Source organism: Exiguobacterium sp. PvP048 (genome assembly GCF_040549175.1).
In the GTDB taxonomy this organism is placed as follows: domain Bacteria; phylum Bacillota; class Bacilli; order Exiguobacteriales; family Exiguobacteriaceae; genus Exiguobacterium_A; species Exiguobacterium_A artemiae.
Map to the genome: position 1 here is coordinate 68734 of NZ_JBEPSU010000003.1, position 20852 is coordinate 89585.

Consider the following 20852-nt stretch of genomic DNA (forward strand, 5'->3'; position numbering starts at 1 on the left):
AAGGAGGAACTATCAACATGGATATGCGTGAAGTAGATTTACCGGGAATTGGCCGGAAGTTCGAAGGAATTACGACAAGAGGAGACAAGGTGGTCGTGATTGTCCACGATGACGGACGCCGGGAAATGCACCACTATGACGATGACGATTTTGATGAGAGTATCTCGAGTGTGACATTCAACGACGCGGAGGCAAGACAGATGGCAGGTATTTTAGGCGGCCTGGCGTATAAACCGAAGGACCTTGAAAAAATCGAATTGGCGTTTGATGATCTCGTCATTGAATGGTTTAAGATTGGTGAGGATTCATCCGTCAACAACCGGACGATCGGCGAACTCGACGTACGAAACGAGTATGATATCTCGATTATTGCCGTTCTCAAACATGATAAATCAAAATCATTGAATCCGGGGCCGGAGACACGTCTTGAAGCCGGTGATACGATTGTCCTGTCGGGAGAACGTCAAAATGTCCGCCACATTACGAAAGCACTCTTCTCAATCGAAGGAGGCGGATGATAGATGGATCATTTAATATTTGAAGTCGGTACCGCGCTTATCTTAGTGGCGATCGCAGCTTTGCTTGCGAATAAATTGAATTTTTCGATCATTCCGTTTTTAATCATCTTAGGGATGATCGTCGGACCGCACGCTCCGACAATCGGGATACTAGACTTCAAGTTCATTGAAAGTGCTGAGTTTATCAGCTTCCTCGGACGCATCGGTGTCCTGTTCCTCTTGTTTTATCTGGGACTGGAGTTCTCAATCGGAAAATTAATCCGGTCGGGTAAATCGATCGTTACGAGTGGAACAATTTATTTATCGATTAACTTCACAGGTGGATTGCTGTACGGATTCATCGCCGGCTTCCCGTTATATGAAGTGCTGATCATCGCCGGAATCATCACGATTTCGTCGAGCGCAATCGTTGCGAAAGTCCTCGTCGATCTGCGACGGACCGGGAATACGGAAACCGAGTTGATTCTCGGGATCATCATGTTCGAAGACATTTTCCTCGCTGTTTACCTGTCCGTCTTATCGGGACTCCTGCTTGGCGACGGAACGACGTTACTGTCTTCGGTCACATCGATTTTAATCGCTCTCGGTTACATGCTGTTGTTCTTCATCATCGCCCGCAAAGCGACACCACTTCTGAATCGGATGCTGAAGATTGCGTCGGATGAAGTCTTCATCATCGTCGTCTTTGCCGCCCTGTTCTTCGTCGCCGGCTTCTCGGAAACGATTCACGTCGCGGAAGCCATCGGGGCCTTACTGCTCGGACTCGTCTTTTCGGAAACGGAACAAGGCGAACGGATTGAGCACCTCGTCGTGCCGTTCCGTGATTTCTTCGGTGCTATCTTCTTCTTCAGCTTCGGACTGAGCATCGATCCGACGATGTTGCTTGACGCCGTCTGGCTTGCCCTCGGTGCCGTCGTCATCACGATTGTCGGAAACTATGTCGCCGGCATGATTGCCGGACGCCGGGCCGGACTGTCGCACAAAGCGTCCTCGAACATCGGGCTGACGATTGTCTCGCGTGGTGAATTCTCGATCATCGTCGCGAACCTCGGCATCGCCGGCGGTTTGATGGAGATCCTGTCCCCGTTCTCGGCACTCTATGTCCTGATTCTCGCGATTCTCGGACCGCTGATGACAAAGGAATCAAGACGGATTTTCAACTTTATGAACGGAATATTCAAGTGGACGGAACCAAAACCGAAAAAAACGAAACCGAAATCCTGATTCGAAAATACGCTGACCGGCTTCAAGCCCGGTCAGCGTATTTTTGAGATGTCATCCTTTTAAGACGTCATACGTGGCCATGATGAACTGTCCGGACGGACGGCAACCGGTCAGTCGGAACCGGGTTTCAAGCGTTCCCTCCGGAAACAGCGGGATGCCGCTCCCGAGGACGACCGGTGCGATCGCCAGCTCCAGCTGATCGACGCGCTTGAGTCGTAACGCTTCTTGAATCAGTTCACCGCCGCCAACCAGCCAAATTTTCCCGTCGATCGTCGGACCGATCCGGTCAAGTAAGACATCAAGCGGTTCATTCGTAAACATAGCATGCTCCGACTGTTTACCGGTTTGCCGGGTCAGGACGTAGTTGTCGATGGCAGAGTAAGGGTAGTCGTCACTGAGAACAAGTACTTCGTCAAACGTTTTCCGCCCCATGATGACGGCACCGACGTCCTGCATGAACGTTGCGTAGCCGTTGTCACCGTCTCCTTCAACAGCAAACAACCAATCGAGTGAATCGTCCGAACGGGCGATTTTCCCGTCTAAGCTGCAGGCGATATATAAAACGGTTTGTGTCATCTTTTTTCCTCCTTTGGTTCGTTCTGTTTTTAGTCTACGGTATAATCATGACAAAAGATGTCATAATTAAAGGAGGTTTTTTATCATGAAAACCCGACAGCTGAAACTGATGCGTCTGTTGAACCGGCAACAACTGCTGACGGCGCGGGAACTGGCGGAAGCATGCGGCGTTTCCTTACGGACGATCCAGCGCGATTTGTTGGAGCTCGAAGCAAACGGCTATCCGATTTACAGCGAACGCGGACCGGCTGGCGGCTACCGGGTCTTACCAAACCGTCTGTTGCCGCCGCTTGCTTTGCGGGAACAGGAAGCCATCACACTGTTTTTGATGCTCGACTGGGTCGGTCAGGTGCCGGACTTGCCGTTCGGTACGTTACGCGGCAATCTTGCCGAGTGGTATCTGCACGAACTGCCGGCCGATCTCGAACTGAAGCTCGACCGGTTGAAAGGGCGTGTCCGTTTTGCCAAACCGGATACACCGGCGTCTCCATTGACGCGCGACTTGTTGCGGCTGATGGAAATGGAAGTGCAGGGTGAACTGATTTACCGGACGATAAGCGGTCGTCGGACGATTCGGATTGACCCGGTTGGTCTGACGTTTGAACGGAACCGCTGGTATCTGCTCGCGCAGACAGACCGCGGATTACGCCAGTACCGGGTCGACCGGATGGAGCAGGTGACCGAGACGACGGTTCCGTCACAGCGAATGACGTTTGAGGAGGCGGAGCAGCTCGGGCAGGCGGGAGAACAGGTGACGGTCCGTCTCGAGTTGACGCCGCTCGGCGAACGGTTACTTGAAGGGGTTTTGCCGCTGAATGCGTTGCGGACGTGGTTCGTGCCGGTTGCCGAACTGCCGTTTCTCGGACGACAGTTATTCGGATTGGGGCGGGAAGTGCGGGTTCTCGAACCGTTGCTCCTGCGTCAAGAGATCCAGGAGCAGGCCCGGGCGGTCATCGCCTTATATGAGGACTGACAAGGGGTTCTGTTCCTAAGTCAGTGAGAAACTATGTTACGATATAACCAGAGAAACAGTGAAAGTATGGAAGGGGTTTTCTATGGAAACGTTATCACTTATTTTGTTAATGCTTGCCTTAATCATCTTGACTCAAGTCCTTGGACACTACATCCGCTTCATTCCGACCGCGTTGATTCAAATCCTCGTCGGAACGATTGCCGCGCTGCTGATCAGCGGGCTGAAGATTGAAGTCGAATCGGAATGGTTCCTGTTATTATTCATCGCTCCATTGCTTTATAACGACAGTTCACATTTTCCGCGTGATGAACTGTGGAAGATGCGTGCCGCAATTTTCGGTAATGCCATCGTCCTCGTCCTGTTGACGACGGTCATCGGCGGTTACTTCATCAACTGGCTTGTACCGGTCATTCCGGTCGCGGCCGCCTTTGCGCTCGCGGCCATCCTGTCACCGACTGACCCGATTGCCGTCAACGGGATCGCGAAACGCGTTCAGATTCCGGAACAGATCTTAAATCTTGTCCGGGGAGAGTCGTTGATCAATGACGCCTCGGGACTGGTTGCCTTCAGTTATGCGGTCGCCGCCGTCGTCACCGGTTACTTCTCGATCCAGCAGGCGACGACGGAATTCGTCTACATGTTCGCCGTCGGAGCCGTCGTCGGTCTTACGATCAGCATCGCGATGAACTGGCTGAAGATGAAATTACGCCGGACCGGAATTGAAGACGTCGTCTTTTATGCGTTACTGCAAATCCTGACACCGTTCATCATCTTTTTCGTCGCAGAAGAAATTCTGCATGCATCCGGCGTCATCGCCGTCGTCACAGGCGGAATCCTGCACGCGTTGATTAAAGAGCGGACCGAAACGTTTTTCGCTCAGGAACAGACATTGACGGACAATATCTGGACGATGATTGCCTACATCTTAAACGGGATCATCTTCCTGTTGCTTGGTCTGACGTTACCGGAAGCGACACGCGAAATCTTTGCCGATGACGCGATTAACAACTGGCGTCTGATGTCATTTGTGATTGAAATTGGAACGGTCATTCTTTTAATTCGCTTGATTTGGACGATGTTCTTCAATTGGTTCGACCATCGCTTCCTGAAAAAAGCGGATCACCGCAAACCGTCGTTTAAGCAGGATGTCATCACGACACTCGTCGGCGTCCGCGGAACGATTACGATGGTCGGGGTCTTGTCATTACCGTTCGTGACCGAATCAGGAGAAGCGTTCCCGGAACGGTCGCTGATCATTTTCCTCGCGGCCGGTGTCATCATCTTCACACTGGTTCTCGCGACAATCCTTTTACCGTTGCTCAACCGCGGTGAGGCCGATGCTCAGCCGGAACTCGATTTGAATTCGTATAAACAGCGGATGGTCAAAAGGGCGATCACGGAAATCAAAAAGGTCGTTCAGGAAGAAAATTCGACCGTCGCCTTTGATTTATTAAATGAATATCATGTCATGCTGCGCCTGTTACGGGCACAGGAGAAAAGTGAAGAAGAATTAACCCACTTCAACCAACAGCTGAAAAAACTGCGGCTTGAGGCGGTCCAGTGGGAACGTGACTTGACGAAACAATTCCTGCAGGAACATAAAACACCGGACCAGCTGAAAAAAGAAGTCTTCCGGTCGATTGATAACCGCCGCGAAGCCATCGACAAGGAAGCCCGCTTCCGTCTGTTGCAACCGATCCGGAAAATCCTTTGGAAACGGAAACGGTCTAACATGTCGTCCGATCAATTGATCCGTCTGACACAGGTCGAACATGAACTGTACGAACAGGTCATGACAGGAGTCGTCACCCGGCTTGAAGGATGCCGCGGCGATTATCCGGTCGATGTCGTTCAAAGCGTACTCGAATTCTATAAACGTTTACGCTTTAAACACACGCGCTGGTCGTCACCGGTCGGCGGAAAAGCCGACGTCGATCAGCAAAAAGAAGAACTTTGTCTGCGGGCAATCGAAGTCCAGCGCCAGGAAATCGCTTCGATGTCAAACGAAGGCGATTTGTCCGGCGAGGAAGAAAAAGAATTGCGCCGCTTCATTCACTATATCGAAAGTGTCGTTCTCTATGAGTACGTCGAGTAAATGAAAAAAACAGCCCTTGTCCAGTGGACAGGGGCTGCTTTGTGATTAACCGAGTGAAAGGTATTTGACTTCGAGGTAATCCTCGATGCCGTAGACGCCGCCTTCACGGCCGAGTCCACTTTCTTTGTAGCCGCCAAATGGGGCTTGGGCAGCAGATGGTGCACCGTCATTCAAACCGACGATGCCGTACTCGAGTTTTTTACCGAGCAGGAGAGCTTCGTCGATTTTTTCCGAGAACGCATAGGCCGCAAGACCGTATGGTGTGTTGTTCGCGCGTTCGATGACTTCGTCAAGCGTATCGAAGACCGAAATCGGTGCGAGCGGACCAAACGTTTCTTCCTGCATGCAGATCATGTCTTCCGTGACATTACCGAGGACGGTTGGTTCAACAAAGTATCCGACTGAATCATCAATCGTACCGCCGGAAAGAATCGTTGCGCCTTTGGCGACGGCGTCGTCAATATGTGCTTTGACTTTGGCAACGGCTTTCGCATTGATCAACGGTCCGATCGTCGAATCGGCGTCGAGTCCGTTGCCGACTTTCAGACGATTGACTTCAGCGACGAATTTTTCAGTGAAGGCGTCGAGAACCGATGCCTGGACATAAAAGCGGTTCGTTGCGACACAGGCTTGTCCGCCGTTGCGGAATTTCGAGCGGATGGCGCCTTGAACGGCTTTGTCGAGATCGGCATTTTCCGTGACGATGAACGGCGCATGACCACCGAGTTCAAGCGACAATTTTTTCATCGTATCAGCCGCTTGACGCATGATCAATTTACCGACCGCTGTTGAGCCGGTGAATGTGATTTTCCGGACACGGGAATCGCCTTGCCAGACACCACTGATTGTTGCGGCGTCCCCAGTCAAGACGTTGATCGCACCAGCCGGAATACCCGCTTCGATCGCCAGTTCGACGAGGCGAAGTGCCGTATACGGTGTTTCTTCTGACGGTTTCAACACGACGGTACAGCCGGCAGCCAGTGCCGGAGCGAGTTTCCGTGTAATCATTGCTGCCGGGAAGTTCCATGGCGTGATTGCCGCAACGACACCAACCGGTTCTTTTTCGACGAAGAGTCGTTTCCCGGGAACCGATGCCGGAATTGTTTCTCCGTAGATCCGGCGCGCTTCTTCCGCATACCAGCGGACATATTGATTGCCGTAGTCGATTTCTCCGCGTGCTTCGACGAATGGTTTCCCTTGTTCGAGCGTCATGATTTCCGCGAGTTCATCACGGTGTTGTTGAATCAGGCGGTACCAGGCATCGATTTTATCGGCGCGGTCATCGGCTGTCCGTTCCGACCAGTCGACGAATGCTGTACTTGCTGCATCGACGGCACGCGCTGCATCGTCTGCTGTGCTGCTCGGGACGTGTCCGAGCAATTCTTTAGTTGCCGGGTTAAAGACGGGAATCGTTTCTTCTGTGTTATACCAAATATTATTAATGACGTTTTGTTCAATCATGTGTTGCACCTCCGTGTGTTTTCATTACGTCCCTTATTAAACACCCATCCGGGCGGTTTGTGTACTTCCGCTTTGGATGGGGGACATAACGAACTGGAATACCCTTCTCAAAGTAGTTAATCGACTGAATAATCGGGAATATAAAAAGTAAGCGGAGTGGAGTATTGTTTGTCGGAGAAAGGACGGAATTCAGATGAATAAAAAATGGATGGGCGTCAGTCTTGCAGGAATCGTATTGATCAGTGGATGCGGTCAGCCGTCAGTTGGATCAGAAACGAAAACGAAGCAGGTCGAACATCAGGCAGCAGACACGAGCTACATACGTCAGGAATTAAAACGCGCCGATTTTATCGCGGCCCAGTACGATTATGCCCGGGCAATCCGGATTGTCGACCGGTTGAAGACGACGGAAGCGAAACAAAAGCGGAAGGAATACGCGGCGAAACAGGCGAATCTCGGAACGATCAAAGCCGGTAAGTCCGTCCCACACCTGTTTTTCCACTCCTTGATCGCCGAGCCGAAACGTGCCTTTGACGGGGACCGGAAACAGCAGGGCTACGATGATTATATGGTGACGAAAGGGGAGTTCGAACGGATTTTGACCGCCTTGTATCAACGGAACTATGTCCTCGTCCGCCCGACCGATCTTGCGGTATGGAGAGACGGACGGATGACGGAAAAGGGACTTGCTTTTCCAAAGGGCAAAAAGCCGCTTGTCCTGTCGCAGGATGACGTCAACTACTATGAATACATGACGGGAGACGGTTTTGCGACGACGTTGAAAGTGAAAAACGGGCGGATCACCAATTCGATGGCCGGAAAACCGGATGGTGCGTATGATCTCGTGCCGATCGTGGATGCGTTCGTCAACCGCCATCCGGACTTCTCTTACCACGGCGCAAAAGGATTGCTTGGTATCACCGGCTACAACGGTGTTCTCGGGTACCGGTCGTCGTATGCGCAGTACGGAAGTTCTTCTAAAGTTGAGCAGGCGCGTCAACAGGCAAAAGCGACTGCAACGGCCTTGAAGAAGGACGGATGGCAATTTGCCAGCCACACCTATGGTCACATCGCGATTGGAAAAGTCAGTCTGGCAACGCTTCAGGCGGATACGGCTCGCTACAACCGTGATGTCGCTCCATTGATCGGAACGACACGGCAGTTGATTTATCCGTTCGGCAGTGATATTCAGAATTGGCATGGGTACACGGGGGATAAATACCGTTATTTGACGCAGCAAGGGTTCCATTATTTTTATAACGTCGATGCGTCGCAGCATGCCTGGAAACAGTTAGGGAAAGATTATTACCGTCAGGCGCGGATCAATGTCGACGGGATTCGGCTCCGCCAGGCACTGGCGAAAAAAACAAAGGTCTTGGATCCGTTTTTCGATTCGAAAGCCGTTTTTGATCCGATGCGGCCGGTCGTTAAAAAATAATCTCATTCCTGAAAAACGAATTGACCCATTTAATGATTCACGACTTTCCACGTGACATTAAATGGGTATTCTTTATATAGAGGAGAAAGTGGAGACGTCAGGATGTGACGGTTTCTAGAACCTCAATATGGTTCGTATGGAAAGGAACCCGGGACATGCATACAGGATACAAGCTGTTGATGGCAGCAACGATTGTCAGTTCTACGATTGGTTTTACTCATGATGTTTCGGCACAATCGGACAGTTACAAGATCGCGTCGACGAGTTACAGTCAACCGTTGACCCAAATTGAGAGCTTCATCGGCGGAAAGAAAGTGGAAACGGTACGTTACACGTTAGGCAGTGTCGATCGTCTGCATGACGGTTTGTTATACAGTTCTTACGGTGACCAGGTGATCAATCTGAAAAACAGCAAGACGACACTCCAAAAAGTCGCCGACTCGCCACTGCGGATTACAAAGTATAAAAATGCTTACTATGTCTTAACTATATCTGCACTCAATGAATTTTCGCTGACGAAATACACACTCGACTTCAAAAAAATCGGTCAGACAAAAAGATTTGTCGGTCACGGACGGGACATGATCGTAACCGGGGATAAAGTGTATGTCCTCGCCAATAACATGAAAACGGAAACGAATTCGGTTGAAATACATACGTTTGATACTACACATTTTACGTCGCTCCACCTTGAGAAAATCAAGCCGATGATTTTTGCTTTTCATTTCCGGCATACCGGTAACGAGTTGAAAATTTACGGCAATCAAACGGAAGCAGGGGAAGAGCTGTCGATTGCGTCGTATGACTTAAAAAAACAACAGGGCAAAATCGTCCTGACATCCAAGCAACCCGTCATGTGGGTCGATGAAACAAAAGCCTTGTCGCCGACAAAAGATTTAGTCTTCAATACGTATTCGATGCTCGAAGTCGATCAAAAGACGAAACAGGTCCGGGTGCTGTACAGCAGTAAACAGGCACTGATTGACTATGCGTACGACAGCAAAACGAAAATGTATCACGTGCTCGAAGGGAATTTTGAAACAAGTAACTACCGCGTCAAGACGCTGAACAGCCACTTTAAGCCGGTTGCCGATTATAAGTTTCAGTCAACCGGCCGTTTAATGCCGTTTCAGGTGTTGTGACAAATTCAGGAAGGGGTGTAACTTATGCAAAAAGCTTACAAGCTGCTGATGGCAGCAACAGTTGTCAGTATGACTGTTGGATTTAATCACGCTGTAGCGGCGCAAAAAGATACGTATCAAGTCGTTTCAACAAGTTACGAACAGCCGCTCACGACATTCGAGACTTATATCGGCAATAAAAAGATTGAAACGGTGCGCTATGCGCTGAAAGGCGCTGATCGTCTGCATGACGGACTGTTGTACAGCTCGTATCATAACCGTGTCATCAACTTGAAAAATAGTAAGACGACCATCAAGCAGATTGAGCCGGCACCGATGTGAATCAAGAAGTATAAAAATGCCTATTACATGATGAGTTTATCGGCAATCAATCAATTTTCGCTGACGAAATATACATTGGATTTCAAGAAAATCGGTGCGACGAAACGTTATAGTGGCTTCGGAAAAGATTTGATCGTGACCGGTGATAAATTGTATGTACTGGCAGATCATATGAAAGGAATCGATTACTCAATCAAACTCCATACCTTTGATCCAACATCATTGAAGCCTCTCCAGCATGAGACCATCAAAGAATTAATTTATGCCGATTACATTCGCCTGGCCGGTTCACAACTCAAAATTTACGGCAACCGTTCGGAAAAAAATGAAAAATTGACGGTCTTGTCGTATGACGTTAAAAAACAGCGTAGTACGAAAATGATGACAACGGATCGATATGTAAAAGGCAGGGTCGAGAAAACACAAACCCTTACAAAAGAAACCGAACTGATCTTTAATCAAGACCGGATGTATGAAATCAATCATAAGACGAAACAAGTCCGTGTCTTATATGATAGTAAAGCTGATTTGATCGATTATGTGTATGATGCGAAAACGAAAACGTATCACGTCCTCGAAGAAATCACTGAAACGGCCGAATTCCGGGTCAAGACGCTGAACAGCCACTTTAAACCGATTGCCGAATACCGCTTGAAAAAATCCGACAGCGTCCGTCCTTTCCGTGTGTTGTGAAGAAACAAGTCCCACGACTTGTTTCTTTTTTATATGTACGTACTTAATCATTTTGATGAAAAAGACAGTTGTTCTACTCAAGGACAAACAGGGACTCTCGATAAAAATCGGAAGTCCCTGTTGCTTTGTTCTAATTAAAACCCTTTAATCGTCATCCCGCCGTCCACGAATAACGTTTGTCCGGTGACGTATGTTCCGGCATCCGACGCGAGAAAAACAGCCGGTCCAACGAGTTCCGTCAGTTCACCGACCCGGCCGAGCGGTGTCACGTCAACGATCTCCTGTAAGTAGGTTGGATCGGCGAGCAATGGTTCCGTCAGCGGCGTCTTGAAATACCACGGTCCGATCGCATTGACACGGATATTTTTCGGACCCCATTCCAGCGCGAGGACTTTTGTCATCTGAATCAAGGCGGCTTTCGTCGTCGCATAAACGACACCGGTCCGTAAGGCGACATGTCCCGCAACAGAAGCAATGTTCAGGATACTGCCGCCCGTGTCCTGCATCCGGCGACCGATTTCCTGTGAGAACAGGAAGGCAGACTTTAAGTTCGTCTGCTGGATTGTTTCCCACTCGTCCTCGGTGACATCCAGTGCTTTCGAGCGGATGTTCATTCCGGCGTTGTTGACAAGGACATCAATCCGGTCGACATATGTATAGGCACGGTCGACTGTCGCCTGGACCTGCGTCCGGTCGGTGACGTCGCACGTCAAAACAAAGGCCCGTCGTCCAAGCTGTTCGACCTGTTTTGCGGTTTCCTGTAAATCGGATTCCGTCCGGGCGACCAGTAAGACATCTGCGCCAGCTTCCGCCATTCCGATTGCCAGGGCACGGCCGATGCCACGACCTGCACCGGTCACAAGAACGGTTTTCTGATCCAGTTGAAACGAAGGTAAGTACATACGATCACATCCTATTCTGACAGTGTAATTTTACTGTACGCTCAAATTGACTGAAAAGAAAGAAAAATGCTGATGGACTGAAAACGATATGTTATTATTTGGTAAAAAAAGGAGGGGCGATATGAAACGGAAGCTCGGACTGATGATTCTCTCCGTTTTAGTACTGGCAGCATCTTTGGTTGCTTTTGAACGTTATGCCTACACGACTTACATTTACAAACCGGCGGATTATACCTTCCATTATAAAATCAAACCGCGTAAAGGACTGAAGGCGGCGGCGATAAAAATCAAACGTTTTCCGAGCGGTCCGATGATCAAAGGTGCCTCCTTGTTCTTGCCGGATATGCTGCTGCCGGTCGGAGCACTGGTCACAGCCTTCTTATCAGTGTTTGTGTTCCGCCGGTTACTCGGATACCGCCGGCGTAAACAGTTGCTTGAGCCGACGGAAGAGGGGGATCCGCAAATCTTGCGTCCGAAGATAGCACCGCTTGACTGGCATCCGGAGCAACAACGACAACAAACGGACTCCGTTTCCGAAGTCCGTCAATTGATTGCTTCTTTTGACCGGCAGCTGCCGGACGGATCAAAACGCCGGCCGGAAGAAACGGTCCAGGACTGGCTCGACCGGATCAAGTTGACGATTGATCCGATGCTCTATCATGTGGTCCGTTACGGTGAAATCGACGATCAGACGCTCGACCGTTCCGAAATCGACGCTCTGCGGAACCGACTGAATCAACGGCTACGCGGATGACCAATCAAACGGAGTAACGTCTGATGGTGTTCCGCATCCCGTGTTACGAGAGATAGTTCCCGTGTCACGTCAAAACCGGTGATCGGCAATGTCCGGACTTCCGGCGGGAGACCATCCTGAAAGATTGCCGGTAAAATCGCGATCCCGAGTTTTGCCCGGATGAAGCCAAGGACGCTTGAACCAAATTCCATTTCCGAGGCGACGGTATAGGTCGCCCCGCGTTCCGCAAACGCGGCTTTCAGGATATTCGTCGAGTCACAGTCAATCGGCAAAGACAGGAACGACGAGGCTTCGATTTGATCGAACCGGACATCGACACAGCCTTCGAACCGTTCATCGGCTTCATGGAAGTAGAGTAAAAACGGTTCCGTATACAGATGCGTCGACGGATACGGATGCTCGATTTGCCGATCGTCGAGCAATACGGCATCGTACTGATGCTGCTCCAAACCGGCCATCAGTTCGATGTACGTATGGGCCGTCTTGATCTTCAGTTCCGGACCGCCCACTGTTGGATGGTTGGCGAAGTGTTGCGGCAGGTAAGACATGGCGACACTCGGCCATGAACCGAGTGTAAACGACGTCTGTCCCTGCAACTGATCAATTTTTCGTTGCATGTCATCGAGCTGTTCGAGAATTTTTTGTCCGTCTTTGAAGACGATTTCTCCTGCCGGCGTCAATGAGACGCCGCTCGTCGTCCGTGTGAACAGGGGAGCGCCGACCGCCTGTTCGAGATTTTTGATTTGTTTGCTAAGCGCCGGTTGCGTCATATGCAAAAGTTCGCTCGCTTTCGTCAGGCTGGATGTTTCCGCCGTGACGTGAAAGGCTTCGAGCCATTCGGTTTTCATCAGACTTCACTCTCTCTTTACATGCGTGTGCTTTGACGATACTGTACGTTCGTTTCATCTGACAACTGTTTCGCTCAATTTTATATATTCTTTGTTTGGAATATTCCTTTAAGGGTATATATAAATAAGAAGAGGTGGAAATTATGTCAGAGAGGCTTGCACGTACGTTATTTGCATTATCCGATACCAATCGCCTGAACATCGTCGAACTGTTAAAGACAGGTCCGTTGCCGGTCGGTGAGATTGCCGCACAGTTAGGTCTTAACCAACCGCAGACATCAAAACACCTAAAGGTTTTGCTCGAAGCAGATCTCGTTCGCATCGAACCGGCCGCGAACCGCCGGATTTATCATTTGCGAACAGAGCCGTTCCAAGGTCTCACTGCGTGGAGCCAATCGTTTGAACAGCAGATGGTCAGCCGGATGACACGACTTGAAGGATATTTGGAACAGATACAGGACACAGTCAACCCAAAGGAGTGAATGAAGATGCAGGAAAAATTAAAAACGAAAGTCGACGGTTCCATTTTACAGATGGAATGGACGTTCAACGCTCCACGTGAGCTGGTATTTGCCGCATTTACGGAAAAAGAGCATCTCGAAGCCTGGTGGGGACCGGAAGGCTGGCAAACGGAAATCACGACCTTTGATTTCGTCGAAGGCGGCATTTGGCATTACTGTATGCGCTGCAAGGATCCCGCGCAAGGGGAATTCTACGGAATGGAGTCGTGGGGAAAAGCGATCTTCCGACAAATTGATGCCCCGCAAAGTTACGCCCACGCCGATTATTTTTCGGATGCTTCCGGAACAATTTCCGAAGAATTGCCGGGCAGTGAAAACGTGACGACGTTCGAAGCCGTCGGTGACCGGACTCGGGTAGTGTTCCGGTCGGACTTTAAGACCGAGGAAGCGGTAAAACAAGTCCTTGAGATGGGGATGAAAGAAGGGTTTACGTCACAACTGCATCGTCTCGATCAATGGCTTCTTCAACGAACCGTATCCTAAAAGATCTGACAATCCGTCACGGACGGATTGTTTTTTCGAATATTCGGTCATATCTGTCACTCTTTTGGAAAAAAGGTCTTCCATATTGGGAATTCAAAGGAAAATGCTTCATCTTTGGCAGTATGGAGCCGTTATACAAGATGAGATGATTGAAAAAGGGGATCGATAGTGTGAAATGGTGGGCAAAACAACAAGAGATGACGTTTTCAGAACGGATGCAACAAGAACAGGTACATGTTCGCTTAGAAGCGGGGTCAGCATTTGCGCAACAATTCCAGCTGATTGATTTGACGGTCGAGGATTTACAAATCGTTCGTTTGATCCGTCACGATGTCGCGGAGTGGATGCCGCAGATGGTTGATGCGTTTTATGCGGAGTTGGTCCGGGTGCCGGAGCTGAAACAACTGATTGAACGGCATTCGACGCTTGAACGGTTAAAAGGAACGCTCGCCAAGCATATCCTGCAAATGTTTGACGGACAGGTCACACCGGACTACATCAACGTCCGAAAACGGATCGCCGACCGGCACGTCCGGATCGGCCTGCAAAACAAGTGGTACATCGCCGCCTTTCAGAAAGTATTAAACGTCTTCAGCCGGCAAGTCGAACAAAGTACGTGGCCGGTATTGGAACGGGTCCGGATCGTTCAGTCGGTCGGGAAGTTATTTAACTTGGAACAGCAAATCGTCCTGACGATGTATGAGGATACGGTCGAGGATGAACGACAACAGGTATCGGACGCCAAGTTACGGGTCGGTCAGACCGTGCAAAAGTCGACGGAAGAACTGGCGGCAATGAGCGAGCAGTCGTCCGCAAGCTTTCAGGAAATGGAGCGACATGCCCAACAGGTTTCGTTGACGACGGGAACGATTGCGATGCAATTAAGCCAAGCCGCGAAAGAAGCAGAGGATGGCGTCGATTTGGTCGAGGCGGAAACGAAACGGTTCGAGCACGTCGTCTCCGAGATGACGCAGACGACGGAACAGATGACGCAACTTGCTTTTTTATCGCAAGAAATCGAACGAATTGCCGGAATGGTGACGGCGATTTCCGATCAGACGAACCTGTTGAGTCTCAACGCCTCGATCGAGGCCGCACGGGCCGGCGAGATGGGACGTGGCTTTACCGTCGTCGCCCAGGAAATCCGGAAACTGGCGGAAGAAAGTAAACGTTCCGCGTCAGAAGCATCAAGCATCGCGCAGGAAATCACCTCGAAAATGGGACAAGTCTCACGGCGGATGAACGGAACAGAACAATCGGTCGTGCAAACGACGGAGGAGCTGGGGCGCGTCGTCACCGCCTTTACGACGATTTCCCGCCAAACGGTCGATGTCTCGAAACAGATCATTACGCTGTCGCAGGATACGGAACAGGTTGCCGGAACGATTGAAGGGATGCGCCATATCGCGGAATCGATTGCCGAGACGGCTGACGATTTACAAACCGTTGCGACGACACTCTGAAGGAGGGATGGGGATGAGAAAACGAATCTATCTGTTGTTTGGAGTTGGAATTCTGATGCTTGCCGGTTGTGCAAGTAACGATTACCCGTCAGAGGAAGCCATTAAAAACGGCGATATCGTCACGACACCGGAACGGGCGAACGTTGACCAGTTTGAAACGTTTTTACAGCGGGTGGAGGCGAATAAAAAAGACACAATTCGGATCACGAACTATACGACGGAAGGAGATGCAATTCTGGAAGACATCACCTACGACGGAAAACAGTTCGTCTATTCACTGGATTCATCGCGCGACGAATACGGTTCCCAGGCCGACGACCGGGAAAAAGAAGTCTGTCGAAACATGCAGAAGAAAGCTGAAAACGAAGGATATGTCTTTACATTGACCGATTGTCAGGAAGGTCAGGATCATATTGTTTTTACTGCACGTCCAGGTGAATTATCTGACAGATGACAAAAGGTTGATCCTCAGACGGGGATCAACCTTTTGTGTCCAGTGTCTCCTCGAGCAGTCGCAGGGCTTCCCGCCAGCTGGAAAAGCGTTCAATCAATAACGTTAAGGAAGGAGCTTGATGTGTCCGGGAGTACCGGACATATTCCTGGCTCGTGATAGTCGGACCAATCGCGTCATAGGCTTCGCGTAAGGCATTTAAGCAGTCTTCATTTGAGTAGAGGCCGCTTGACGATAATTGAAAATGAGCCAACGCCTGTTTCCAGGTTCCGTGATGGCGGATAATGGTATTCGCACTCATCATTTGCGGATAATTGGCCCTCAGTTCGGAATAGGACCGGATGGTCATCCGGGAGCCGCATGTTTTGACATAAAAGGCGATGCTGTCATCAACACTCCAGCGGTCACTGTTTGCCGAATCGGTTTTCGAGCGGTCGAGCACCGCCCGTTTTTCAGTCGATAGTTCGGAAGTCCGGATGATTCCCGCCTGTTCGAGCAAACGAGTCCAGGAGCCGAATTGCCGTTCGATTTCCGTCAGAGACGGATACGGTAAATAGCGGGCTAACTTTTGATAGTGGGCAGCTTTCATCGGAGCTGTGTGCAATTGGTGCAATCCTTGGATCAAGCGGATGATTTTTTCATTGGTCGTTACAGAAGTGGATGTAGGCGTGGTTTCTTTCATAGGAAGTCTCCCTTAGCGGATGGCTGTTCATAATGCCGCTAGTGTACCACCTAACCTTAAGAGATTTAACTAACAAAATCGTAAGGTTCGGACCGATGTCCTGAAACAGGTTCAACCCTCCGCAATCGCTTCATAACGGTATGCGACAGTCCCTTGAAACACGTACAGTTCACCCGTCGAGTCTTTTGATTGGTACAACTCCGTTCCTTTCGGCCAGTCGGTTGCTGTCCTGTCGGCAAGTGCTTCTTTTCCGGACAGCTGTTTTTGAACGGTCGTCACGGAAACCAGGTCTTTTTTCACGACGGTCATATCTTTGCCGCTCCGTTTATAGACACGATCATGGATCCGGATTAAATCCGCTGATTGATCCTGGCGGGCTTCCTTCGCAATGATGTCGGTCGTTGAGATCGTTTCGGTTTCCCGCGCACAGCCGGCAGTCAGACAAATGCTGCTCAGCAGGATGAAAATCAACTGTTTTTTCATTTCAGTCCTCCGTTTCGTTAGTCAGGCAGAAGAAGCTCTTTTATTTGGCGTTCGGTTGCAGTGAGAACAACTGGAGCAACCGCTCTATTGTCTCGTCAAACGATCGAACCGGTTCGTAACCGAGTGTCTTGATTTTGTCTGTTGCATAGGTCGGACGTTCCGCGACACGATCAGGGATTTGGTACGGTTTGCCGGAGGCTTCAACCAGCCGCATTCGGAAGTCCGTTTCCGGAATGTTGGTATCGACGGCGTGAAACACATCACCTGGTTTTCCACGTGTCAGGACGAGGAAAACCATCTCGGCAATGTTATCGGCATGGACCCAGTTGACGAGATCGTCCGGGTGGACCCAGGTCACACAATCCGCTTCCTGCATCCGTCTGACTTGCCGGTCGCCCCAGTGGGAATCCTGTTCGGCGCAAATGGCACCGGGGCGGAGAATCCGGACGTCCAAGCCGCGGGCGGCGTAATCGTTTAGAATCTGTTCCGACCGGATTTTTGTTTGGATATAGGGTGCCGGATGATCAACCGCGAGCGGCGACGACTCCGTCAAATGACCATCTGCCGGTTCCCCGTAAACGGATGTCGTCGAGATGTGAAGGACACGTGCTCCAGTATTTAACGCGACCGTTGCTAAATGAATGACACCTTCAACATTCGACTGGCGGGCAAGATTTTCATCATCACCGAGATAGGCGGCGCAATGGACGACCCAGTCGATCTGATCCATCGCTTTTTCAAGTGACGTTTGATTGGTCAAATCACCAAAAACCGGCGTGATCCCGAGTGATTCGAATTCGTTGAACCGCTCCGCCTGTCGTATCAATCCCCGGACTTCAAGCGCCTCTGACAATAATCGTTTTGCGATGCGCAGTCCAAGCGTCACGGTGACACCGGTGACGAGAATCCGTTTTCCGGACAGTTCCATCTGATCAACCTTCTTTCTAAATTATTTCACCCGCTCAATCGTTGCGACGAGCGGTTTTTTGCCATTCCGGTATGCAAAGCGGATAATATCCCCCTTTTGGAGAACGGATAATTGATTCGTCCACCCGTCAATTGTTGTCTCGCCGTCCAGTGTGACTTCGGTCAAGGCATACTGTTCCTCCGGATTTTGGTCGTCCGGACCGAGCGAAAGCTGATTGCCGTTCAGTTCTTCGATCACGTATGCCTGATCGGAACAACCGGATAAACTGCCTACTATGAATAGACTCAACAGCATCAGCCAAATGATTCGGCGCATGTTTCCACCACACTTTCATTGGTAGGATTCAGAGATCAATCGGTTATGTTCATTGTAGGGATAGGAAACGAAATGCGAAAGTGAAATATGGATGAATTTAGTCAATTTAATAAAACGGATGGTAATATTAAGAAAAAAAGGAGGGGTGTCATGAATGCTTTTGCTAAAAAAGTACTGAGCCTTTTCGGCGTCATGGTCGTGATGTCCGGTCTGGTGGTTTTCCTGTATGTCCAGTCGATGGAACCGGACGAACCGGAAGCCGACCGTATGGTGCGCGAGACAAAATCATACATCGCAAAGCATTTTAAACAGGCAGAACTGCAAGGTGCCTTTTATGATGCCGCGGGGAAATACTCTGAGTTTGATTATGCCGTACAATTACAGGAGCCAAAAACCAATACGGAATTTTTCGTCTACATCGATCAGCAGACAAAGCAGGTCACGGATACGTACTTGTCTGAGCAGTGGTCACAGGAACTGACGGAACAGATTCGTCCGCTTGTTGAAAACATCTTCGGTACAGGGCCGGTGTACAGGGCCGTCTATTATCAGGACGATGTCCAACAGTTGAAATTGGACCCGACATCGTCAAGCAAATATCAAAAAGCAAAAATCCCGCCATTCATTACGATTACACTGCAACGGGACCGGTTACCGACGGAAGAAAAAAATCTGACGCGGCTGGCAACGGCTATAAAGAAAAAGAAGTTACTCCGGCACGGAAATCTGACCACGGAATACATCAATGAAAATGGTGTTCTGCGGGAAGAGGAAATCGGATTTAATACATACTTTTAACAAAAGAGCGGACGACCTGGAATGTCAGGTGATCCGCTCTTGTTCAGTTTCCAGTTACCAGGCTTTGAAGGTAAACGATTCCCATGAACAGAATCCAGACGCCGATCGGAATTTCTAGACTCATCAAAGCTTGCGTCAGCCGGTACGAAGTTCGTTTGTTTTGTAAGTAACGATCCGTCACGAAAAACAGGAGAGCGGCAGCCAGGCTGAGAATACCCGCGTAAGGATTCAGGAGCAGGAAAACCCCGGCTCCGAATGCCAGGTGCAGCACACCCGACACAACGAATTCCGCTTTTGGATGGTTGGTGATCCGTCGGCTGATGATTTCACTAATCAGTGACGTCATCCCGCCGTAAATCAGGATGAACGGAAAACTATACATCAGGTAAGGCGGAATACTGATGACAACACTTGATATATACTGCCCCATCGAATTATCAGGCAAGCTGGTCGGACCCGGAACAAACAGACCGAATAACATGGCGAAGATAGCGCCGGAGATGGAAGCCGCAATGATTTTCCGATAAATCATACGATCGGTCTCCCTTCTTGCTCCTGTACATGCTTCGCTTCCCGGACCGGAAACAACAAGCCGATTCCAATGATTAAAGCACAGCCGATAAAGATGGCTGGTAATCCGAGGGTCGCGACAAACGACATCGTTCCGAGAATGATTAAATCGAACGCGGAATCAACAAGATTAAGCAGCGAGAGTGTCGTCGCCCGGCTACCGGACGGGATGTGTTCGTTGATGATACCGGAGTAAAGCGGTTGTCGGATCGACCGCAGCATCCGCAGGAAAAAAAACAGTACTAAGGCGATCCATAAGCTGTTAAACAGGAAACTCGCCAGTGAGACGGCAAGCAGTGTGATAATACCCGACAGTTGCATCAGTGTCGTCCGTTTGAAGCGGAGCAACAGCCAGGCGAGGTGCCGGGTGATCAGCATGCTGAGTAGAGCGGCGCTTGCGTACAAAACACCGAGCCATGCAACTGGAAGTCCGGCTCCCGTCACATACGGTTGCTCAAACTTTCCGAAAATGACGACAGATGGAATCAACACAATCGTGAAGTTGAGAAAAACTTTAATCAGATCCGGTGATCGGCGGATGATCTGCCAACCATTTTTGACATGGGTATACGGGTTGTCCCGGAACTGATCAAACGATTTAGGATTGATCAGACTGAAAATCAACAAGAATTCGATGATTTTAAAGAGAATTCCAATGAGGATCAGAAATTGGAACTGGCTTTCCGCTAAATCGCGGACGAGGTAGGCGCCGATCAGGCTGGTAAAAATCGTGACGGAGAACATAACGGACGAGATTTTCGCCATGACCTGACTCATCGCCTTTTCCTGTCCGCTTTCCTTTAATGATTCAAAAATCAAGGCATCGTCTGAACCGGAAAAGAAGGACGTTGATAATCCCCACAGCAGTCCCTGAATCGAAAACCACCAAATGTCATCCGCAATCAGCAACAGACTGGTTGAGAAAATACTGATCAAGCTGCCGGTTAAAAACGACGCTTTTGGTCCGAAGCGGTCGGCAAAGGCACCGGTCGGGATTTCCGATACTAATGTGGCGGCACAATACATGAAGAGAATGATTAAAATGTCAGATGCCGACAAGCCGCGCCGAAAATAAAATAGGGTGATGACCGGATCAAGGAGGTTGATCGTGCCGAACAAGGTGATGAAATAAAAGACACGGACATTATGGGTAGCCAGATTATGATGATTTCGTTTGATGAACATGGTATGTCCTAACTTGAACTGTAATGGA

24 protein-coding genes are annotated in these 20852 nt (G+C 49.8%); 14 read left to right on the plus strand and 10 right to left on the minus strand.

Annotated features, from left to right (window positions below; genetic code table 11):
* Positions 1–17: 17 nt before the first annotated feature.
* Positions 18–518 (plus strand): cation:proton antiporter regulatory subunit, encoded by a 501-nt coding sequence (locus ABIC15_RS08070; protein ID WP_131972774.1) that lies wholly within the window; start codon positions 18–20, stop codon positions 516–518.
* 3 nt (positions 519–521) lie between these two features.
* The gene (locus ABIC15_RS08075) at positions 522–1742 is read left to right on the plus strand and encodes a cation:proton antiporter (protein ID WP_214764841.1); all 1221 of its coding nucleotides are present in this window, start codon (positions 522–524) and stop codon (positions 1740–1742) included.
* Between the two features lie 51 nt (positions 1743–1793).
* Here the strand turns inward: ABIC15_RS08075 and ABIC15_RS08080 are convergent, their stop codons facing one another.
* Positions 1794–2318 (minus strand): dihydrofolate reductase family protein, encoded by a 525-nt coding sequence (locus ABIC15_RS08080; protein WP_214764840.1) that lies wholly within the window; start codon positions 2316–2318, stop codon positions 1794–1796.
* 85 nt (positions 2319–2403) lie between these two features.
* Here ABIC15_RS08080 and ABIC15_RS08085 point away from each other — a divergent pair, with 85 nt between their 5' ends.
* The gene (locus ABIC15_RS08085) at positions 2404–3291 is read left to right on the plus strand and encodes a helix-turn-helix transcriptional regulator (RefSeq protein ID WP_214764839.1); all 888 of its coding nucleotides are present in this window, start codon (positions 2404–2406) and stop codon (positions 3289–3291) included.
* A gap of 82 nt (positions 3292–3373) precedes the next feature.
* Positions 3374–5386, plus strand: coding sequence for a Na+/H+ antiporter (locus ABIC15_RS08090; protein WP_354020405.1), 2013 nt, complete (start codon positions 3374–3376; stop codon positions 5384–5386).
* Between the two features lie 45 nt (positions 5387–5431).
* Here ABIC15_RS08090 and ABIC15_RS08095 read toward each other — a convergent pair whose 3' ends face one another.
* Positions 5432–6847, minus strand: a complete 1416-nt coding sequence (locus ABIC15_RS08095; RefSeq protein WP_214764837.1) for an NAD-dependent succinate-semialdehyde dehydrogenase — start codon at positions 6845–6847, stop codon at positions 5432–5434.
* A 193-nt stretch (positions 6848–7040) separates the two neighbouring features.
* Here ABIC15_RS08095 and ABIC15_RS08100 point away from each other — a divergent pair, with 193 nt between their 5' ends.
* The 4 genes from ABIC15_RS08100 (at position 7041) to ABIC15_RS08115 (ending at position 10441) form a co-directional block, all read left to right on the plus strand.
* Positions 7041–8285, plus strand: a complete 1245-nt coding sequence (locus ABIC15_RS08100) for a polysaccharide deacetylase family protein (protein ID WP_251139450.1) — start codon at positions 7041–7043, stop codon at positions 8283–8285.
* A gap of 155 nt (positions 8286–8440) precedes the next feature.
* Positions 8441–9427, plus strand: coding sequence for a hypothetical protein (locus ABIC15_RS08105; protein WP_354020406.1), 987 nt, complete (start codon positions 8441–8443; stop codon positions 9425–9427).
* Positions 9428–9451: 24 nt separating this feature from the next.
* Positions 9452–9748 carry a hypothetical protein gene (locus ABIC15_RS08110; RefSeq protein WP_354020407.1) on the plus strand — a complete coding sequence of 99 codons (297 nt, stop codon included), beginning with the start codon at positions 9452–9454 and terminating at the stop codon, positions 9746–9748.
* 27 nt (positions 9749–9775) lie between these two features.
* A complete protein-coding gene (locus ABIC15_RS08115) occupies positions 9776–10441 on the plus strand; it encodes a hypothetical protein (protein WP_354020408.1) in 666 nt (221 codons plus the stop codon).
* 134 nt (positions 10442–10575) lie between these two features.
* Here the strand turns inward: ABIC15_RS08115 and ABIC15_RS08120 are convergent, their stop codons facing one another.
* On the minus strand, positions 10576–11343 hold the full coding sequence (locus tag ABIC15_RS08120) for an SDR family NAD(P)-dependent oxidoreductase (RefSeq protein WP_214849332.1): 768 nt from the start codon (positions 11341–11343) through the stop codon (positions 10576–10578).
* Between the two features lie 121 nt (positions 11344–11464).
* Here ABIC15_RS08120 and ABIC15_RS08125 point away from each other — a divergent pair, with 121 nt between their 5' ends.
* Positions 11465–12097: a hypothetical protein gene (locus ABIC15_RS08125; protein WP_354020409.1), complete on the plus strand. Its 633-nt coding sequence runs from the start codon at positions 11465–11467 to the stop codon at positions 12095–12097.
* On the opposite strand, the gene ABIC15_RS08130 is transcribed toward ABIC15_RS08125, so the two are convergent.
* Positions 12079–12945 (minus strand): LysR family transcriptional regulator, encoded by an 867-nt coding sequence (locus ABIC15_RS08130; RefSeq protein ID WP_012370354.1) that lies wholly within the window; start codon positions 12943–12945, stop codon positions 12079–12081. The genes ABIC15_RS08125 and ABIC15_RS08130 overlap by 19 nt on opposite strands.
* A gap of 143 nt (positions 12946–13088) precedes the next feature.
* On the opposite strand from ABIC15_RS08130, the gene ABIC15_RS08135 reads away from it, so the two are divergent.
* The 4 genes from ABIC15_RS08135 (at position 13089) to ABIC15_RS08150 (ending at position 15866) form a co-directional block, all read left to right on the plus strand.
* Complete coding sequence (locus tag ABIC15_RS08135) at positions 13089–13427, plus strand: ArsR/SmtB family transcription factor (RefSeq protein WP_214764831.1); 339 nt, start codon at positions 13089–13091, stop codon at positions 13425–13427.
* A 6-nt stretch (positions 13428–13433) separates the two neighbouring features.
* Entirely contained in the window at positions 13434–13949 is a 516-nt protein-coding gene (locus ABIC15_RS08140; protein WP_318928632.1) for an SRPBCC family protein, read from the plus strand.
* Positions 13950–14119: 170 nt separating this feature from the next.
* Positions 14120–15412 (plus strand): protoglobin domain-containing protein, encoded by a 1293-nt coding sequence (locus ABIC15_RS08145; RefSeq protein ID WP_354020410.1) that lies wholly within the window; start codon positions 14120–14122, stop codon positions 15410–15412.
* A 13-nt stretch (positions 15413–15425) separates the two neighbouring features.
* Positions 15426–15866, plus strand: coding sequence for a DUF4362 domain-containing protein (locus tag ABIC15_RS08150; RefSeq protein WP_214764828.1), 441 nt, complete (start codon positions 15426–15428; stop codon positions 15864–15866).
* Positions 15867–15891: 25 nt separating this feature from the next.
* On the opposite strand, the gene ABIC15_RS08155 is transcribed toward ABIC15_RS08150, so the two are convergent.
* The 4 genes from ABIC15_RS08155 to ABIC15_RS08170 form a co-directional block, all read right to left on the minus strand.
* The gene (locus tag ABIC15_RS08155; protein ID WP_354020411.1) at positions 15892–16545 is read right to left on the minus strand and encodes a homing endonuclease associated repeat-containing protein; all 654 of its coding nucleotides are present in this window, start codon (positions 16543–16545) and stop codon (positions 15892–15894) included.
* A 111-nt stretch (positions 16546–16656) separates the two neighbouring features.
* Positions 16657–17028: a hypothetical protein gene (locus ABIC15_RS08160; RefSeq protein WP_354020412.1), complete on the minus strand. Its 372-nt coding sequence runs from the start codon at positions 17026–17028 to the stop codon at positions 16657–16659.
* Positions 17029–17068: 40 nt separating this feature from the next.
* Positions 17069–17956 (minus strand): NAD-dependent epimerase/dehydratase family protein, encoded by an 888-nt coding sequence (locus ABIC15_RS08165; protein ID WP_354020413.1) that lies wholly within the window; start codon positions 17954–17956, stop codon positions 17069–17071.
* Positions 17957–17977: 21 nt separating this feature from the next.
* Complete coding sequence (locus ABIC15_RS08170; protein WP_214849326.1) at positions 17978–18271, minus strand: hypothetical protein; 294 nt, start codon at positions 18269–18271, stop codon at positions 17978–17980.
* 150 nt (positions 18272–18421) lie between these two features.
* On the opposite strand from ABIC15_RS08170, the gene ABIC15_RS08175 reads away from it, so the two are divergent.
* Positions 18422–19069, plus strand: coding sequence for a hypothetical protein (locus ABIC15_RS08175; RefSeq protein ID WP_354020414.1), 648 nt, complete (start codon positions 18422–18424; stop codon positions 19067–19069).
* 43 nt (positions 19070–19112) lie between these two features.
* Here the strand turns inward: ABIC15_RS08175 and ABIC15_RS08180 are convergent, their stop codons facing one another.
* Complete coding sequence (locus tag ABIC15_RS08180) at positions 19113–19601, minus strand: hypothetical protein (protein ID WP_354020415.1); 489 nt, start codon at positions 19599–19601, stop codon at positions 19113–19115.
* Positions 19598–20824, minus strand: coding sequence for an MFS transporter (locus ABIC15_RS08185; RefSeq protein ID WP_354020416.1), 1227 nt, complete (start codon positions 20822–20824; stop codon positions 19598–19600). The genes ABIC15_RS08180 and ABIC15_RS08185 overlap by 4 nt, the downstream gene beginning before the upstream one ends.
* Between the last annotated feature and the right edge of the window lie 28 nt (positions 20825–20852).

What these genes read in the sequence shown, in the direction of transcription:
- ABIC15_RS08140 (WP_318928632.1), top strand. Translation starts at nt 13,434, where the DNA reads ATGCAGGAAAAATTAAAAACGAAAGTCGACGGTTCCATTTTACAGATG.
- ABIC15_RS08130 (WP_012370354.1), bottom strand. Translation starts at nt 12,945, where the DNA reads ATGAAAACCGAATGGCTCGAAGCCTTTCACGTCACGGCGGAAACATCC.
- ABIC15_RS08150 (WP_214764828.1), top strand. Translation starts at nt 15,426, where the DNA reads ATGAGAAAACGAATCTATCTGTTGTTTGGAGTTGGAATTCTGATGCTT.
- ABIC15_RS08180 (WP_354020415.1), bottom strand. Translation starts at nt 19,601, where the DNA reads ATGATTTATCGGAAAATCATTGCGGCTTCCATCTCCGGCGCTATCTTC.
- ABIC15_RS08070 (WP_131972774.1), top strand. Translation starts at nt 18, where the DNA reads ATGGATATGCGTGAAGTAGATTTACCGGGAATTGGCCGGAAGTTCGAA.
- ABIC15_RS08090 (WP_354020405.1), top strand. Translation starts at nt 3,374, where the DNA reads ATGGAAACGTTATCACTTATTTTGTTAATGCTTGCCTTAATCATCTTG.
- ABIC15_RS08075 (WP_214764841.1), top strand. Translation starts at nt 522, where the DNA reads ATGGATCATTTAATATTTGAAGTCGGTACCGCGCTTATCTTAGTGGCG.
- ABIC15_RS08125 (WP_354020409.1), top strand. Translation starts at nt 11,465, where the DNA reads ATGAAACGGAAGCTCGGACTGATGATTCTCTCCGTTTTAGTACTGGCA.
- ABIC15_RS08185 (WP_354020416.1), bottom strand. Translation starts at nt 20,824, where the DNA reads ATGTTCATCAAACGAAATCATCATAATCTGGCTACCCATAATGTCCGT.
- ABIC15_RS08110 (WP_354020407.1), top strand. Translation starts at nt 9,452, where the DNA reads ATGCAAAAAGCTTACAAGCTGCTGATGGCAGCAACAGTTGTCAGTATG.
- ABIC15_RS08160 (WP_354020412.1), bottom strand. Translation starts at nt 17,028, where the DNA reads ATGAAAAAACAGTTGATTTTCATCCTGCTGAGCAGCATTTGTCTGACT.
- ABIC15_RS08175 (WP_354020414.1), top strand. Translation starts at nt 18,422, where the DNA reads ATGAATGCTTTTGCTAAAAAAGTACTGAGCCTTTTCGGCGTCATGGTC.
- ABIC15_RS08165 (WP_354020413.1), bottom strand. Translation starts at nt 17,956, where the DNA reads ATGGAACTGTCCGGAAAACGGATTCTCGTCACCGGTGTCACCGTGACG.
- ABIC15_RS08085 (WP_214764839.1), top strand. Translation starts at nt 2,404, where the DNA reads ATGAAAACCCGACAGCTGAAACTGATGCGTCTGTTGAACCGGCAACAA.
- ABIC15_RS08170 (WP_214849326.1), bottom strand. Translation starts at nt 18,271, where the DNA reads ATGCGCCGAATCATTTGGCTGATGCTGTTGAGTCTATTCATAGTAGGC.
- ABIC15_RS08120 (WP_214849332.1), bottom strand. Translation starts at nt 11,343, where the DNA reads ATGTACTTACCTTCGTTTCAACTGGATCAGAAAACCGTTCTTGTGACC.
- ABIC15_RS08135 (WP_214764831.1), top strand. Translation starts at nt 13,089, where the DNA reads ATGTCAGAGAGGCTTGCACGTACGTTATTTGCATTATCCGATACCAAT.
- ABIC15_RS08080 (WP_214764840.1), bottom strand. Translation starts at nt 2,318, where the DNA reads ATGACACAAACCGTTTTATATATCGCCTGCAGCTTAGACGGGAAAATC.
- ABIC15_RS08105 (WP_354020406.1), top strand. Translation starts at nt 8,441, where the DNA reads ATGCATACAGGATACAAGCTGTTGATGGCAGCAACGATTGTCAGTTCT.
- ABIC15_RS08115 (WP_354020408.1), top strand. Translation starts at nt 9,776, where the DNA reads ATGATGAGTTTATCGGCAATCAATCAATTTTCGCTGACGAAATATACA.
- ABIC15_RS08095 (WP_214764837.1), bottom strand. Translation starts at nt 6,847, where the DNA reads ATGATTGAACAAAACGTCATTAATAATATTTGGTATAACACAGAAGAA.
- ABIC15_RS08155 (WP_354020411.1), bottom strand. Translation starts at nt 16,545, where the DNA reads ATGAAAGAAACCACGCCTACATCCACTTCTGTAACGACCAATGAAAAA.
- ABIC15_RS08100 (WP_251139450.1), top strand. Translation starts at nt 7,041, where the DNA reads ATGAATAAAAAATGGATGGGCGTCAGTCTTGCAGGAATCGTATTGATC.